Raw genomic sequence first — 15,451 nt, 5'->3', positions numbered from 1 at the left:
ACCCCCCCCCACCAGCCCCAACCCCCCAGCCCCCCCCCCCCCCCCCCCCCCCCCCCCCCCCCCCCCCCCCCCCCCCCCCCCCCCCCCCCCCCCGCGTTTCCCGCGGCCGGGACTAACTCCCGGACCGGCGCCCGATCCTGTTGCCGAGCCAGACCAGCGGGTCGTACTTGCGGTCCACCGCCCGCTCCTTGAGCGGGATCAGCGCATTGTCGGTGATCTTGATGTGCTCGGGGCAGACCTCCGTGCAGCACTTGGTGATGTTGCAGTAACCGAGGCCGTGGTCGTCCTGGGCGGTGCGCTTGCGGTCCAGGCCCGTCTCGTCCGCCGCGTCCAGCGGGTGCATGTCCAGCTCCGCGATCCGCATCAGGAAGCGCGGGCCCGCGAAGGCGGCCTTGTTCTCCTCGTGGTCGCGCACCACGTGGCAGGTGTCCTGGCACAGGAAGCACTCGATGCACTTGCGGAACTCCTGCGAGCGCTCCACATCGACCTGCCGCATCCGGTACTCGCCGGCCGCGACCCCCTTCGGGGGAACGAAGGCGGGAACTTCCCGGGCCTTCTCGTAGTTGAAGGTGACGTCGGTCACCAGGTCGCGGACGACCGGGAACGCCCGCAGCGGGGTGACCGTGATCGTCTCCTCGCGCGAGAAGACCGACATCCGGGTCATGCACAGCAGCCGGGGCCGCCCGTTGATCTCCGCCGAGCACGAACCGCACTTGCCCGCCTTGCAGTTCCAGCGCACGGCCAGGTCCGGGACCTGGGTCGCCTGGAGCCGGTGGATGATGTCGAGGACCACCTCGCCCTCGTTCACCTCCACCTTGAAGTCCTCCAGGGCGCCGCCGCCGGTGTCGCCCCGCCAGACCCGGAAGCTCGCGTCATACGTGGTCACTCGTAGAGCTCCTCTTCGGCGAGGTACTTGACCAGCTCCTCCTTCTCGAAGAGGGCGAGCAGGTCGGGACGGATGGGTTCGGTCTCTTCGCGTACGAGCCGGATCTGGCCCCGGACCGGATCGGTGGCCGCGAGCTCGGCGGTGGGGTCGGCCAGCCGGCACAGCAGGTTCGCGCGCCGCCAGCCGCGGTCCATCGCGGGCCAGTCCTCGCGGGTGTGGCCGCCCCGGCTCTCGGTACGCTCCAGTGCCGCGCGCGCCACGCACTCGCTGACCAGGAGCATGTTCCGCAGGTCGAGGGCGAGGTGCCAGCCCGGGTTGAACTGCCGGTGCCCCTCCACCCCGGCCCGCCGGGCCCGTACGCGCAGCTCGGCCAGTTTCTCCAGGGCCTGCCGCATCTCCGCCTCCCGGCGGATGATGCCGACGAGGTCGTTCATGGCCTGCTGGAGCTCCTGGTGGAGGGTGTACGGGTTCTCCGGCACCGCGCCTTCCTGGTTGGGCTCGGCGCTGAACGGCCGCAGCGCCTCCGCCGCCGCCAGAGCCACCTGGGCCTCGTCGACGGCCGGGCGGGCGCCGGCCAGCGCCGAGGCGTACTCGGCGGCGTGCAGCCCCGCGCGGCGGCCGAAGACCAGCAGGTCGGAGAGGGAGTTGCCGCCCAGGCGGTTGGAGCCGTGCATCCCGCCGGCCACCTCGCCCGCGGCGAACAGACCGGGCACCCCGCGCGCGGCCGCGGTGTCCGATTCGACGGCGATGCCGCCCATCACGTAGTGGCAGGTCGGGCCGACCTCCATCGGCTCGGCCGTGATGTCGACGTCGGCCAGCTCCTTGAACTGGTGGTGCATGGAGGGCAGCCGGCGCCGGATGACCTCGGCGGGCATCCGGGTCGACACGTCGAGGAAGACGCCGCCGTGCGGGGAGCCGCGGCCCGCCTTCACCTCGGAGTTGATGGCGCGGGCGACCTCGTCGCGGGGGAGCAGCTCGGGCGGGCGGCGGTTGTGGTCGGGGTCCTCGTACCAGCGGTCGCCCTCCGCCTCGGACTCCGCGTACTTCTCCTTGAAGACGTCCGGCACGTAGTCGAACATGAAGCGCTTGCCCTCGGAGTTGCGCAGCACCCCGCCGTCGCCGCGGACCGACTCGGTGACCAGGATGCCCTTGACCGAGGGCGGCCAGACCATGCCCGTCGGGTGGAACTGCACGAACTCCATGTTCAGCAGCGGGGCCCCGGCGAGCAGCGCGAGCGCGTGGCCGTCGCCGGTGTACTCCCACGAGTTCGACGTCACCTTGAAGGACTTGCCGATGCCGCCGGTCGCCAGGACCACGGCCGGGGCCTCCAGGACGAAGAACCGGCCGGACTCGCGCTCGTAGCAGAAGGCACCCGAGACGCGTTCGTCCTCTTTGAGGCTGTGTTCTTTCAAGATCCGGGTGACCGTGCACTCCTGGAAGACCTTCAACCGGGCCTCGTAGTCGCCGAACTCGCGCTTGTCCTCCTGCTGGAGCGAGACGATCTTCTGCTGGAGGGTGCGGATGAGCTCCAGGCCGGTGCGGTCGCCGACATGGGCGAGGCGCGGGTACTCGTGGCCCCCGAAGTTGCGCTGGGAGATCCGGCCGTCCGGCGTACGGTCGAAGAGGGCGCCCCAGGTCTCCAGCTCCCACACCCGGTCGGGCGCCTCGCGCGCGTGGAGCTCGGCCATCCGCCACTGGTTGAGGAACTTGCCGCCGCGCATGGTGTCGCGGAAGTGGACCTGCCAGTTGTCGCCGGAGTTCACATTGCCCATGGAGGCGGCGATACCGCCCTCGGCCATCACCGTGTGGGCCTTGCCGAAGAGGGACTTGCAGATCACCGCGGTACGGGCGCCCTGCTCCCGCGCCTCGATGGCGGCCCGCAGGCCCGCACCGCCCGCGCCCACCACGACCACGTCCCACTGCTGCCGTTCGAGCTGCGTCATCAGAAGAACCTCGGATCGTCGAACGCCCCGGTGGCGAGGAAGTACACGTACAGGTCGGCCAGCGAGACACTGATCAACGAGGCCCAGGCAAGCAGCATGTGATGACGGTTCAGCTTCCCCGCCCAGCCCCACAGCCGGTAGCGCACCGGATGCTTGGAGAAGTGCCGCAGCCGGCCGCCGACGATGTGCCGGCAGGAGTGGCAGGAGAGGGTGTACGCCCAGATCAGCACGATGTTGAGGGTGAAGATCAGGGTGCCGAGGCCCATGTGGCCCCACCGGTAGTGCTCGTCGCGGTAGGCGAGCACCGCGTCGTACGTGAGGAACGCGGCGACCGGCAGCGCGAAGTAGAACGTGTAACGGTGGATGTTCTGGATGACGAGCGGGAAGCGGGTCTCGCCCGAGTACTTCTTGTGCGGCTCGGCCACCGCGCAGGCGGGCGGCGAGGCCCAGAAGCCCCGGTAGTAGGCCTTGCGGTAGTAGTAGCAGGTGCCGCGGAAGGCGAGCGGGAAGATCAGGATCAGCAGGGCGGGGGAGAGGCCCCACCAGCTGCCGATGAGGTCGGCGTTCGGGCCGCCCCGCATCGGGACGCAGTTGTCGGCGACGCACGGCGAGTAGAACGGCGAGACGTAAGGAGCCGCGTAGTAGTCGTCGTTCACGAAGGCCCGCCAAGTCGAGTAGACGACGAAGGCGAGCAGTCCGGCGGCGGTCACGGCGGGCGCCAGCCACCAGCGGTCGGTGCGCAGATGGCGGGGCGCGATGGCGGCGCGCGAGGCGTCGTGAACGCCGGTCAGCGGTTGGGGTTCGGTGCCTGTGGCCAACAGTGGCTCCAGTCGCGTGAGTCAGGGGGCGTGCCGGTCGCGGGCGCCCAGGCCTTCGTCGTCCGAGTCCGTCCACAGCGAGGTGTCGTACGGCGTGTCCGGGATGGTGACCAGCTCGGGGCGGACCTCGGCGGTATGGGGAGCGGTCTCGCTCAGCAGTGCGACGCTCTCGCGCAGATGGTCGGTGTCGGTCCGTACCCGCCGGATGTCCAGGCCGCCTTCGCCGACCTGTTTCTCCAGCCGCCCCACCGACCTGACCAGGTCGTCGAGGCAGCGCTGGACCGACGTCAACTCGTCGTGCAGGGACATGGCGTGCCCTACCTTCCGCACTAGCGGGCGGTGACCGGTCGTTCCGGAGGGCGACCTCCGGATCCCCCCGAAAGGTCATGCGCCTGAGAGTGTCGCGCGTCACTTCCGTGATTGTGAAGGTGTGTGCACCGGGTTCCGGGGGCGCGCACCACCTCTTGCGCGCCCGCATTGCGCCGCACGGGTGGGATCCGGCCGCCGCCGCGCCGTGTCGCCGTACGGGCGGGGGTGCCGTCCTCTTCAGTGAGCGGGCAATACGTGTGATCATCGCGAAATGCCATCAAACAAACAAAAACTGACGAAGAGGTACAAACATGCCCCACGTCGGCGTTCAGCGCGGGAGGGCATCCCGGGCGATCCGCACCGTCGCCGCGATCCGCACCGTCGCGTCGCTCCGGTCCGTCGCGCTCCTCACCTCCGGTGTACTGGCGCTCCCCGCGCTGACCGGCTGCTCCTCGGGCGACGACGCGGCCGGCGCGGTCGTGGCCCCCCAGGACATCGGCGCGGCGGCCCGGCCCCAGGTCGCCGACGGGGGCACCCTGCGCTGGGCCGTCGACGCCATGCCCCAGACGCTCAACGTCTTCCAGGCCGACGCCGACGCCGCCACCGCGCGGATCACCGGCGCGGTGCTGCCGTCCCTCTTCACCCTGGACGAGCGCGGTCGTCCGCAGCGCAATCCGGACTATCTGGAGCGCGCGGAGATCGTGCAGCGCGAGCCCAAGCAGGTCGTGCTCTACAAGCTCAACCAGAAGGCGGTGTGGAGCGACGGCCGGGAGGTCGGCGCGCCCGACTTCGTCGCCCAGTGGCGCGCGCTCAGCGGCCGCGACACGGCGTACTGGACCGCGCGCAACGCGGGGTACGAGCGGATCGAGAAGATCGAGAAGGGCGCGAACGACCTGGAGGTCAAGGTCACCTTCGCCAAGCCGTACGCGGACTGGCGCGCCCTGTTCAGCCCGCTCTACCCGAAGGACGTCACCGGTACGCCGGACGCCTTCAACGACGGCGCCCGCACCAAGCTGAAGGCCACCGCAGGACCGTTTCTCCTGAAGGCCTCGGACCGCGACAAGGGCACCTTCACGCTGGCCCGCAACCCGCGCTGGTGGGGCCGGCCCAGCAAGCTCGACGAGCTGGTCTTCCGGGCCGTGCCGCGCGACAAGCGCGTCGCCGCCCTCGCCGACGGCAGCCTGGACGTGGCCGAGATCGACCGGTCCGGCGCCGACCGCATCACCCTGGCCGAGCGCGACAGGGAAGCGGGCCGCGGCAACGACGGCCCCGGGCTCCCCCACGGCCCCGGCGCCGCGATCACCCCTGCCTCCGCGCTGCGCTCCTGGGCGGTCGCGCACGGCTCCGACGAGGGGCGGGCCGAGACCGAGCTGCGGGCGCGCAAGCAGACCCGCGCGGCCGTCGAGCGGTACGCGCAGGAGCAGGCGGGCCTGGCCGGGCTCAGCATCCGCAAGTCCCTGGAGCCCGCCTACACCCAGCTCGCCCTCAACGGCAGCTCCGGCCCGCTCGCCGACGAACGGGTGCGCCGGGCGGTGGCCCGGGCGCTGGACCGCCAGGAGCTCGCCGAGATCGTGCTCAAACCGCTCGGGCTGCCCGCCCGGCCGCCCGGCAGCCATCTGGCGCTGGCGGGCCAGCCCGCGTACGCCGACAACAGTGCCGCGCTCGGCGGCCAGGACACCCACGAGGCGCAGGCCCTGCTCGGGGACGCGGGCTGGACCCCGGGCGGCGCCCGCCAGAAGCCCGGCACCACCAAGGCGGGCAGCAAGGCGTCCGGCGCCCACGCGGACGACGACGCCAAGCGGGAGGGCGCCGCGGACGTGGGCGGCTCGAACGACGAGGGCACGTACATCGTCGGCGACGACAAGGGCAGGAGGGCCCGGCCGGGTCCCGGTCTGCACTCCCTGGGCGGCACGAAGGCCGGTGAGGGCTCCCATTACGCGGACGAGGAGAAGCCCCGGCCGGGCTCCGACGCGCAGGACGAGCCGGGCGAGCAGGACGGCGCGGCCGGGAGCGACGACAAGCCCGGCGGCAACCGGCCCGGCGGCTCCGGTCCGGGCGCCGACACGCATGTGCTCGCCCCGGCCCGCGCCGCCGCCCTCCAGGAGGTCGCCCTGATGCGCCAGGCCGACGCGCTGGACGACGCGGGCCACGGCCACCGGGACGGGGCCGGCAGGGCGAAGGAGGGGGAGGACGCCCGCCGGACCGAGGCCCAGCGCCAGGGCGGCGCCCCCGGCGCGTACGCCCCCAAGGGCACCGCGGCCCCCGTGGCGGGCGGACCGCTCGGCAAGGACGGCAAGCCGCTCACCCTCCGCTTCGTGCTCCCCTCGGGCGCGGGCTCCGAGCAGCTGCGGGCGGTGGGCGACCGGATCGCCCAGATGCTGAGAGCCGTCGGGATCAGCACCGAGATCTCCAAGGTGGACGACGACAGCTACTTCAAGGACCACATCGCCTCGGGCGACTTCGATCTGGCGCTGTACTCCTGGCCCGGCACCGCCTACCCGGCCACCGACGACCGGCCGGTCTTCGCCAAGCCGGAGCCCGCCTCGGACGGCTCACTGGTGGTCGAGCAGAACTACACCCGGATCGGCACCGACCACATCGACCAGCTGTTCGATCAGGCGGTCGGGGAGCTCGACGAGGACGAGGCCCGCGATCTGGTGCGCAAGGCGGACGCCAGGATCTGGGCCGCGGCCGGATCCATCCCCCTCTACCAGCGCCCCCAGCTGGTCGCGGTGAAGCCGAACGTGGCCAATGCGGGGGCTTTCGGGTTCGCCGCCCCGCACTTCCAGGACATCGGCTTCAAGAAGGCGGAAAGCGCCCCGAAGGGGCCGAAGAAGTAGCAGAAGAGATCAGCGCTCGTACTGAGAAGTGGCAGGTCAGAACCTCAGAAGTGGCTCAAGTCCCTTGCCCGCCGGTCCGCCGGCGGGCAAGGTCGTACCTGCCCTTGACCCGGCCTTGAGGCTGCCTCGACCAGGGCTCCCTCGCAGCTCCCCCCACCCCGCAGAACGATCATAGGTTCGGCCCGGGAGGCCTCCGGCGCGCCAGCCCCGTACCATAGGACTAGCCGTGGCGTGTCCGCGCCCGGCGGGCGGACGAGGTCTCGACCGTCAGACGCCTGATTCCCGATCGAGAGAAGCGCCAGCCAGCATGCCCACGCGCCACGACATCCGCAATGTCGCCATCGTCGCCCACGTCGACCACGGTAAGACGACCATCGTCGACGCCATGCTCAAGCAGGCGGGTGCGTTCGCCGCGCACGCCGCCGAGTCGCTCGACGACCGCATGATGGACAGCAACGACCTGGAGCGTGAGAAGGGCATCACGATCCTGGCCAAGAACACGGCCGTGAAGTACCACCCGAAGGATGGCGGCGACGTCATCACCATCAACATCATCGACACCCCGGGCCACGCCGACTTCGGCGGCGAGGTCGAGCGCGGTCTGTCGATGGTGGACGCGGTGGTCCTGCTCGTGGACGCCTCCGAGGGCCCGCTGCCGCAGACCCGCTTCGTGCTCCGTAAGGCGCTCCAGCAGCGGCTGCCCGTCATCCTCTGCATCAACAAGACGGACCGCCCGGACTCCCGCATCGACGAGGTCGTCAACGAGACGTACGACCTCTTCCTGGACCTGGACGCGGACGAGGACCAGATCGAGTTCCCGATCGTCTACGCCTGTGGCCGTGACGGCGTCGCCTCGCTGACCAAGCCGGAGAACGGCACGGTCCCGGCCGACTCGACCAGCCTGGAGCCGTTCTTCTCCGCCATCCTGGAACACGTCCCGGCCCCGACGTACGAGGACGACGCGCCGCTCCAGGCCCACGTCACCAACCTCGACGCCGACAACTTCCTCGGCCGTATCGCGCTGGTCCGTGTCGAGCAGGGCGAGCTGCGCAAGGGCCAGACGGTCGCCTGGATCAAGCGTGACGGCAGCATCTCGAACGTCCGCATCACCGAGCTGATGATGACCGAGGCGCTCACCCGTAAGCCCGCGGAGGTCGCCGGTCCCGGTGACATCTGTGCGGTCGCCGGTATCCCCGACATCATGATCGGCGAGACCCTGGCCGACCCGGAGAACCCGATCGCGCTGCCGCTGATCACGGTGGACCAGCCGGCCATCTCCATGACCATCGGTACGAACACCTCGCCGCTGGTCGGCCGCGGTGGCACCGGCAAGGGCGCCGACTCCAAGTCGTCGAGCGTCAAGCAGCGCAAGGTCACCGCCCGCCAGGTCAAGGACCGCCTCGACCGTGAGCTGATCGGTAACGTCTCGCTGCGTGTCCTGGACACCGAGCGCCCGGACGCCTGGGAGGTCCAGGGCCGTGGTGAGCTGGCGCTCGCCATCCTGGTCGAGCAGATGCGCCGCGAGGGCTTCGAGCTGACCATCGGCAAGCCGCAGGTGGTCACCAAGGAGGTCGACGGCAAGATCCACGAGCCGGTCGAGCGCCTCACGGTGGACGTCCCCGAGGAGCACATGGGCGCGGTCACGCAGCTCATGGGCGTCCGCAAGGGCCGCATGGACAACATGGCGAACCACGGCTCCGGCTGGGTCCGCATGGAGTTCGTCGTCCCGTCGCGTGGCCTGATCGGCTTCCGCACCGAGTTCCTCACCAACACCCGTGGTACGGGCATCGCCCACTCCATCCACGAGGGCCACGAGCCGTGGTTCGGCACCCTGACGACCCGTAACAACGGTTCGCTCGTCGCCGACCGCGCCGGTTCGGTCACCCCCTTCGCGATGATCAACCTCCAGGAGCGCGGTGTCCTCTTCACCGAGCCCGGCACCGAGGTCTACGAGGGCATGATCGTCGGTGAGAACTCGCGCGCCGACGACATGGACGTGAACATCACCAAGGAGAAGAAGCTCACCAACATGCGTGCGGCTTCCGCGGACAACACGGAGAACGTGGTCCCGCCGCGCAACCTCTCCCTGGAGCAGTCCCTGGAGTTCTGCCGCGACGACGAGTGCGTCGAGGTGACCCCGGAGGCCGTGCGCATCCGCAAGGTCGTTCTGGACCAGAAGGAGCGCGGCCGTACGGCCTCGCGCGCCAAGCACGGCTGAGCATAGGCCGGTTGGGCTCCATGGCCCGGCTCTCCGCGATCTTCGCGGGGGGCCGGGCCGTTGTCGTACGGTGGTCCGCGCGGGTCGGTGAGCACTGCCTTCCGACTGTCGCGCGGTCAAGTTGTTTTCCTCTGCATCCTGTTCGGATATCGAGCGCTGCTCTCCGGAAGATGTGTTAACGGTCCGTTTCGGGCGTGTCTGTCTGTGCTCTGTTTGTCCGGATTTCGGATTGTTGGCCTGAGCTGATGTTGTCAAAACGAGACCCTTTAAGTGTGGTTTACAGCCCGGTCGTACTTAATAGTTGGCTCCATTGAGCTCGGGTCAATGGGTCACGCACTGTGGGGAGTGCCGACTCACGAGCACACTCGGGGCGCTTAATCGATCGCCGTCAGGGGTGTCGGCGATCTTTTTGTGCCCCTCATGTTGTGACAAGTGGACTCATGAGGAGGAACCCATGCGTGGTGCCAAGAGCGCCAAGTGGGTCGCGGGTGCGGCGGTTGTTGCCCTGGCTGCGACCGCCTGCGGTGGCGGCGACGGTGACAGCAAGGGCAAGGGGGGTAGTTCGGGCGGCGTGATCTCCATGGAGATCGGCGAGCCGCAGAACCTGCTCGTGCCCTCGAACACCTACGAGACCGAGGGCGGACAGGTCATTCACGCCCTGTTCACCGGGCTCACCAAGCTGAACGAGAAGAGCGAGGTCGTCAACGACCTCGCGCAGTCCGTCGAGACCAAGGACTCCAAGGTCTGGACGATCAAGCTGAAGCCCGGCTTCACCTTCCACAACGGTGAGGCCGTCACGGCGAAGTCCTTCATCGACGCCTGGAACTACGGCGCCAACCAGGACAACGCCCAGCAGACGAACCCCCTCTTCTCGCACATCCAGGGTTACAAGGACCTCAACCCCGGACCGAAGAAGAAGGTCGCCACCAAGGAGATGTCCGGCCTCAAGGCCGTCGACGACACCACTCTCCAGGTGACGCTGGAAGCGCCGTTCTCGGCGTTCCCGGCGCAGCTTTCGTTCTCGGCGTTCTCGCCGCTGCCGAAGGTGTTCTTCAACGACCCGAAGGGCTTCGGCGAGGCCCCGATCGGCAACGGCCCGTTCAAGATGTCGGGCAAGTTCCAGCACGACGAGAAGATCAGCGTCGTGAAGTACGACAAGTACCCGGAGGCCTCGAAGATCGAGGTCAAGGGTGTCGACTTCAAGATCTACTCGAACCTGGACACGGCGTACAAGGACCTCCTCGCCAACAACATCGACCTCCACATCGCGATCCCGGACTCGGCGCTCGCGACGTACAAGAAGGACCTGGACAACCGTGTCATCGACACGGCGGACTCCAGCGTCGGCTTCATCGGCTTCCCGCTGAAGTACAACGAGGCCTTCAAGAAGCCGGAGCTGCGCAAGGCTCTGTCGATGGCGATCGACCGGAAGACCATCGCCGAGAAGATCTTCCAGGGTGCCCGCACCCCGGCCGACGACTTCATCAGCCCGATCATCGAGGGCTACCGCAAGGGTGCCTGCGGCGCGGCGTGCAACTACGACCCGGCCGCGGCCAAGGCGCTGTTCCAGCAGGCCGGCGGCCTGCCGAACAACACGCTTGAGATCGGCTACAACGCCGACGGCGGCCACAAGGGCTGGGTCGAGGCTGTCGCCAACATGCTCCAGCAGAACCTGGGCGTGAAGGTCGTCGCCAAGCCGTTCGAGAAGTTCCAGGCGATCCTGAACGACCTCGACGCCAAGAAGTACCAGGGTGCGTTCCGTATGGCGTGGAACATGGACTACCCGAACATGGAGAACTACCTCCGCCCGATCTTCTCCAAGGAAGCCATCGAGAACGGCTCCAACTACGCGGGCTACGTGAACGAGGACTTCGAGAAGCTCCTCGTCGAGGGCGACAAGGCTCCGGCGAAGGCCGACGCCATCAAGAAGTACCAGGCTGCTGACGACATCCTCGCCAAGGACATGCCGTACATCCCGGTCTACTTCTACAAGCTCAACGCGGGCTTCAGCTCGAAGATCAAGAGCGTCAGCGTCGCCGGTCACAACGTCCTCTGGGACACCGTCAAGCTCAGCTGAGCTCGATCAAGTCCCGTGAAGTAGTTGCGGGCCGAGGGTGGGCAGGGGGAGTCCGGTCCGGGTCCTCCTGCCCACCCTGTCTGCCGTCCGCCTTGTCCGTTCTGCCACCCCTCACCGGCACCGGGCGAGTCAGCACCCCTCTGGAGAACCGATGGGCCGATTCGTCGTGCGCCGTATCCTGCAGGCGATCCCTGTACTGATAGGCGTTACGTTCCTCATCTTCTACCTGGTCTTCGCACTCAAGGGCGATCCGATCCAGGCCCTGGCGGGCGAGAAGCGCGCCGACCCCAACGTCGCGGCGATGCTCCGTGAGCAGTACCACCTGAACGATCCGAAGATCGTGCAGTACTGGCACTACATCACCGGCGTCTTCACCGGCGACCTCGGTACGACGTACACCGGTCGTCCGATCTCGGAGATCGTCAGCGAGCGATTCCCGGTCACCCTCAAGCTCGCCCTCACCGCGTTCGGCATCGAGGCCGTCCTCGGCATCACGGCCGGTATCTTCGCCGCGCTGAAGAAGGGCAAGTTCGTCGACAACCTGGTCCTGATCAGCACTCTGCTGCTGATCTCGATCCCGGTGTTCGTCCTCGGCAGCGTGCTCCAGCTGGAGCTCGGTGTGAAGCTGGGGATCACTCCGGTCGCCGGTATCGACGACGGCTGGCCGAACAGCTACATCCTTCCGGCCATCGTGCTGGCGTCGACGTCGATGGCGTACATCGCGCGACTGACCAGAGCGAGCATGACGGAGTCGATCCGCGCCGACTACGTGCGCACCGCGATCGCCAAGGGCCTGCCCCGGCGCCGCGTGATCGGCATCCACACGCTGCGCAACTCGCTCATCCCCGTGGTCACCTTCCTGGGTATGGACCTCGGCGCGCTGATGGGCGGCGCGATCATCACGGAGCGGCTGTTCAACCTGCCCGGCATCGGCGGCCAGCTCGCCAAGTCCGTCTACCTGCGCGAGCGGCCCGTGGTGGTCGGCCTGGTCACCCTGCTCGTCCTGATCTACCTGGTGGCCAACCTCGTCGTAGACCTTCTCTACGCCGTGCTCGACCCGAGGATCCGCTATGAGTGAGAAGACCATCGAGAAGACCGCCCCGGCCGACGGCGCGGTGAGCGACAAGACGACCGAGGCCGAGGAGAAGGCGGCGGCCCGCCAGGCGAGCCTGCTCCGCGACGGCTGGGCGGACCTGCGCAAGCGGCCGATGTTCATCATCTCCGGCGCGGTCATCGTGATCCTGCTGGCGCTGGCGGTCGCCCCCGGCCTGTTCACCTCGCGCAGCCCGTTCAGCGACGGCTTCTGCCAGCTCCAGTACTCGCTCAACCCGCCGTCGTCGGGCCATGTGTTCGGCTACGACGTCCAGGGCTGCGACATCTACACGCGGTCCGTCTTCGGCACCCGGAACTCGATCATCGTCGGTGTGGTCACCACGCTGGCGACGACCGCCCTCGGCGGTGTTCTCGGCATCATCGCGGGTCTGCGCGGAGGCTGGCTCGACGCCGTGCTGTCGCGTGTGACCGAGGTGTTCTCCGCGCTGCCGCTCATCGTCGGCGCGCTGCTGATCATGTCGATCGTCGGTGGCGGCGACGCCTGGTCGGTGGCGCTGATCATGGCCGCGCTCGGCTGGCCGCAGGTCTACCGCATCATGCGCGGTGAGGTCATCGCCAACAAGCACAACGACTACGTCATGGCGGCGAAGGCGCTCGGCGCCGACACCTCGCGGATCGCGTTCCGGCACATCCTGCCGAACACGCTCGCGCCGGTCATCGTCATCACGACGATGAACCTCGGTGTCTACATCTCCGCCGAGGCGGCCCTGTCGTACCTCGGTATCGGTATCCAGCACCCCAACATCTCCTGGGGTCTGATGATCAGTGACGCGACGGACCGGTTCCTGACCTCCCCGCACGCCCTGCTCTTCCCCGCCGCCGTGCTCAGCATCACCGTGCTGGCGTTCATCATGCTCGGCGACGTGGTCCGCGACGCCTTCGACCCGAAGATGCGCTAGGGAGGGCGTACTCCATGACCATCATTGAGAAAACGGCGGGTGTACCCGCCCCGCGCTCCGAGAGCGGCAGCACGCCGCTCCTGGAAGTCCGCGATCTGCACGTCGAGTTCCACACCCGGGACGGCATCGCCAAGGCCGTCAACGGCGTCAACTACACCGTCGCGGCCGGCGAGACCCTCGCCGTCCTCGGCGAGTCCGGCTCCGGCAAGTCCGTGACCGCGCAGGCGATCATGGGCATCCTGGACATGCCCCCGGGCCGCATTCCGCAGGGCGAGATCCTGTTCCGCGGCAAGGACATGCTGAAGATGTCCGGCGAGGAGCGGCGGAAGATCCGCGGCCAGAAGATCGCGATGATCTTCCAGGACGCGCTCTCCTCCCTCAACCCGGTCCTCTCCGTGGGCTACCAGCTCGGCGAGATGTTCCGGGTCCACCAGGGTGCCTCCCGCAAGGAGGCCAAGGCCAAGTCCATCGAGCTGATGGACAAGGTCAAGATCCCCGCCGCCAAGGCGCGGGTCAACGACTACCCCCACCAGTTCTCCGGGGGTATGCGCCAGCGCATCATGATCGCGATGGCGCTCGCCCTGGAGCCCGACCTGATCATCGCGGACGAGCCGACCACCGCGCTCGACGTGACGGTCCAGGCGCAGGTCATGGACCTGCTCGCGGAGCTCCAGCGCGAGTTCCAGATGGGCCTGATCCTGATCACCCACGACCTCGGCGTGGTCGCCGACGTCGCGGACAAGATCGCCGTGATGTACGCGGGCCGGATCGTGGAGACCGCACCGGTGCACGAGCTCTACAAGCGCCCGGCGCACCCGTACACCCGGGGTCTGCTCGACTCGATCCCGCGCCTGGACCAGAAGGGCCAGGAGCTGTACGCGATCAAGGGTCTGCCGCCCAACCTGCTGAAGGTCCCGGCCGGTTGCGCCTTCAACCCGCGCTGCCCCAAGGCGGACGACATCTGCCGTACGGACGCTCCGGTGCTGCACCAGGTCACCGAGCGGGACGGCACGGAGCTGACCGGCCGCGGCAGCGCCTGCCACTTCTGGAAGGAGACGATCCATGGCTGAGCCGGCCAAGAAGGACGAGGCCGTGGACGCGACTCCCAGCGTCACCCCCGTCATGAAGAAGGACGCCTCGACGACGACCGAGGTCGAGGCTCTCCTCGACGTCCAGGTCGACCGCGGCGAGCCGATCCTGCAGGTGCGCAACCTGGTCAAGCACTTCCCGCTGACCCAGGGCATCCTCTTCAAGAAGCAGATCGGCGCGGTCAAGGCCGTGGACGGGGTCTCCTTCGACCTCTACCAGGGCGAGACCCTGGGCATCGTCGGCGAGTCCGGCTGTGGCAAGTCCACCGTCGCCAAGCTGCTGATGACGCTGGAGCGGGCGACCGCCGGCGAGGTCTTCTACAAGGGCCAGGACATCACCAAGCTGTCCGGGCGCGCGCTGAAGGCCGTCCGCCGCAACATCCAGATGGTGTTCCAGGACCCGTACACGTCCCTGAACCCGCGGATGACGGTCGGCGACATCATCGGGGAGCCCTTCGAGATCCACCCCGAGGTGGCTCCCAAGGGCGACCGGCGCCGCAAGGTCCAGGAGCTCCTGGACGTCGTGGGCCTCAACCCGGAGTACATCAACCGGTACCCGCACCAGTTCTCGGGCGGTCAGCGCCAGCGCATCGGCATCGCCCGCGGCCTCGCGCTCAACCCCGAGATCATCATCTGCGACGAGCCGGTCTCCGCGCTCGACGTGTCGGTCCAGGCGCAGGTCATCAACCTGATGGCGAAGCTGCAGGACGAGTTCAACCTCTCCTACATCTTCATCGCGCACGACCTCTCCATCGTCCGGCACATCTCCGACCGCGTCGGTGTGATGTACCTCGGCAAGATCGCCGAGATCGGCTCGGACGAGGAGATCTACGAGCACCCGACGCATCCGTACACCCAGGCGCTGCTCTCCGCGGTGCCGGTGCCGGACCCGGCGGCTCGCGTGAACCGGGAGCGGATCATCCTCACCGGTGACGTCCCGTCGCCGGCCAATCCGCCGTCGGGCTGCCGCTTCCGCACCCGCTGCTGGAAGGCGGAGGAGCGCTGCTCCACCGAGGTCCCGCTGCTCGCGGTGCCGGAGCGCTTCCGGGGGCAGGACACCCCGGCCGCGCACGAGTCGGCGTGCCACTTCGCCGAGGAGAAGGACGTCGTGGGCGCGGCCTGATCGCGTCCCACCCGCGCCGCACGGAAGGGGGGGGGGGGGGGGGGGGGGGGGGGGGGGGGCGGTGGGGGGTGGGGGGGGGGGGGGGGGTTGCGGTGTGTTTCTTTTCTTTTGTCTGTTTCGGTGGGTTTTGGTCGGGG

The 15,451-nt window shown here is 68.7% G+C and carries 11 protein-coding genes; 7 read left to right on the top strand and 4 right to left on the bottom strand.

Annotated elements, in window-relative coordinates; all coding sequences use genetic code 11:
• Nucleotides 1-112: 112 nt before the first annotated feature.
• From ACZ499_RS23575 to ACZ499_RS23560, 4 genes are read right to left on the bottom strand one after another with little or no spacing between them, the layout of a single operon-like run.
• Entirely contained in the window at nucleotides 113-886 is a 774-nt protein-coding gene (locus ACZ499_RS23575; protein WP_468677657.1) for a succinate dehydrogenase/fumarate reductase iron-sulfur subunit, read from the bottom strand.
• Nucleotides 883-2,829 (bottom strand): fumarate reductase/succinate dehydrogenase flavoprotein subunit, encoded by a 1,947-nt coding sequence (locus ACZ499_RS23570; protein ID WP_468677655.1) that lies wholly within the window; start codon nucleotides 2,827-2,829, stop codon nucleotides 883-885. Before ACZ499_RS23570 ends, ACZ499_RS23575 begins: the two co-directional genes overlap by 4 nt.
• The gene (locus ACZ499_RS23565) at nucleotides 2,829-3,647 is read right to left on the bottom strand and encodes a hypothetical protein (RefSeq protein ID WP_468410738.1); all 819 of its coding nucleotides are present in this window, start codon (nucleotides 3,645-3,647) and stop codon (nucleotides 2,829-2,831) included. Before ACZ499_RS23565 ends, ACZ499_RS23570 begins: the two co-directional genes overlap by 1 nt.
• 21 nt (nucleotides 3,648-3,668) lie before the next feature.
• The gene (locus ACZ499_RS23560) at nucleotides 3,669-3,956 is read right to left on the bottom strand and encodes a hypothetical protein (protein ID WP_468677653.1); all 288 of its coding nucleotides are present in this window, start codon (nucleotides 3,954-3,956) and stop codon (nucleotides 3,669-3,671) included.
• Between the two features lie 311 nt (nucleotides 3,957-4,267).
• Here ACZ499_RS23560 and ACZ499_RS23555 point away from each other — a divergent pair, with 311 nt between their 5' ends.
• The 7 genes from ACZ499_RS23555 to ACZ499_RS23525 all read left to right on the top strand — a co-directional run bounded on the left by ACZ499_RS23555 (nucleotide 4,268) and on the right by ACZ499_RS23525 (nucleotide 15,314).
• Nucleotides 4,268-6,796, top strand: a complete 2,529-nt coding sequence (locus ACZ499_RS23555) for an ABC transporter family substrate-binding protein (protein WP_468677651.1) — start codon at nucleotides 4,268-4,270, stop codon at nucleotides 6,794-6,796.
• A 307-nt stretch (nucleotides 6,797-7,103) separates the two neighbouring features.
• Nucleotides 7,104-9,014: a translational GTPase TypA gene (typA, locus tag ACZ499_RS23550; protein WP_468410742.1), complete on the top strand. Its 1,911-nt coding sequence runs from the start codon at nucleotides 7,104-7,106 to the stop codon at nucleotides 9,012-9,014.
• A 454-nt stretch (nucleotides 9,015-9,468) separates the two neighbouring features.
• On the top strand, nucleotides 9,469-11,091 hold the full coding sequence (locus tag ACZ499_RS23545; RefSeq protein ID WP_468677649.1) for a peptide ABC transporter substrate-binding protein: 1,623 nt from the start codon (nucleotides 9,469-9,471) through the stop codon (nucleotides 11,089-11,091).
• Between the two features lie 151 nt (nucleotides 11,092-11,242).
• Nucleotides 11,243-12,169, top strand: a complete 927-nt coding sequence (locus tag ACZ499_RS23540) for an ABC transporter permease (protein WP_468677647.1) — start codon at nucleotides 11,243-11,245, stop codon at nucleotides 12,167-12,169.
• Entirely contained in the window at nucleotides 12,162-13,103 is a 942-nt protein-coding gene (locus tag ACZ499_RS23535; RefSeq protein ID WP_468677644.1) for an ABC transporter permease, read from the top strand. The genes ACZ499_RS23540 and ACZ499_RS23535 overlap by 8 nt, the downstream gene beginning before the upstream one ends.
• A 14-nt stretch (nucleotides 13,104-13,117) precedes the next feature.
• Nucleotides 13,118-14,173 (top strand): ABC transporter ATP-binding protein, encoded by a 1,056-nt coding sequence (locus tag ACZ499_RS23530; RefSeq protein WP_468677642.1) that lies wholly within the window; start codon nucleotides 13,118-13,120, stop codon nucleotides 14,171-14,173.
• Entirely contained in the window at nucleotides 14,166-15,314 is a 1,149-nt protein-coding gene (locus tag ACZ499_RS23525; protein ID WP_468677640.1) for an ABC transporter ATP-binding protein, read from the top strand. Before ACZ499_RS23530 ends, ACZ499_RS23525 begins: the two co-directional genes overlap by 8 nt.
• Nucleotides 15,315-15,451 lie beyond the last annotated feature (137 nt).

The organism is Streptomyces sp. NPDC031265 (genome assembly GCF_055570295.1).
Note: the sequence above shows the minus strand (reverse complement) of the source record. Positions and strands in the feature narration are given on the sequence as shown.

Bases quoted from the DNA above. Each gene is read 5' to 3' on its own strand.
- ACZ499_RS23570 (WP_468677655.1), bottom strand. From the start codon at position 2,829: ATGACGCAGCTCGAACGGCAGCAGTGGGACGTGGTCGTGGTGGGCGCG.
- ACZ499_RS23540 (WP_468677647.1), top strand. From the start codon at position 11,243: ATGGGCCGATTCGTCGTGCGCCGTATCCTGCAGGCGATCCCTGTACTG.
- typA (WP_468410742.1), top strand. From the start codon at position 7,104: ATGCCCACGCGCCACGACATCCGCAATGTCGCCATCGTCGCCCACGTC.
- ACZ499_RS23555 (WP_468677651.1), top strand. From the start codon at position 4,268: ATGCCCCACGTCGGCGTTCAGCGCGGGAGGGCATCCCGGGCGATCCGC.
- ACZ499_RS23530 (WP_468677642.1), top strand. From the start codon at position 13,118: ATGACCATCATTGAGAAAACGGCGGGTGTACCCGCCCCGCGCTCCGAG.
- ACZ499_RS23545 (WP_468677649.1), top strand. From the start codon at position 9,469: ATGCGTGGTGCCAAGAGCGCCAAGTGGGTCGCGGGTGCGGCGGTTGTT.
- ACZ499_RS23535 (WP_468677644.1), top strand. From the start codon at position 12,162: ATGAGTGAGAAGACCATCGAGAAGACCGCCCCGGCCGACGGCGCGGTG.
- ACZ499_RS23560 (WP_468677653.1), bottom strand. From the start codon at position 3,956: ATGTCCCTGCACGACGAGTTGACGTCGGTCCAGCGCTGCCTCGACGAC.
- ACZ499_RS23525 (WP_468677640.1), top strand. From the start codon at position 14,166: ATGGCTGAGCCGGCCAAGAAGGACGAGGCCGTGGACGCGACTCCCAGC.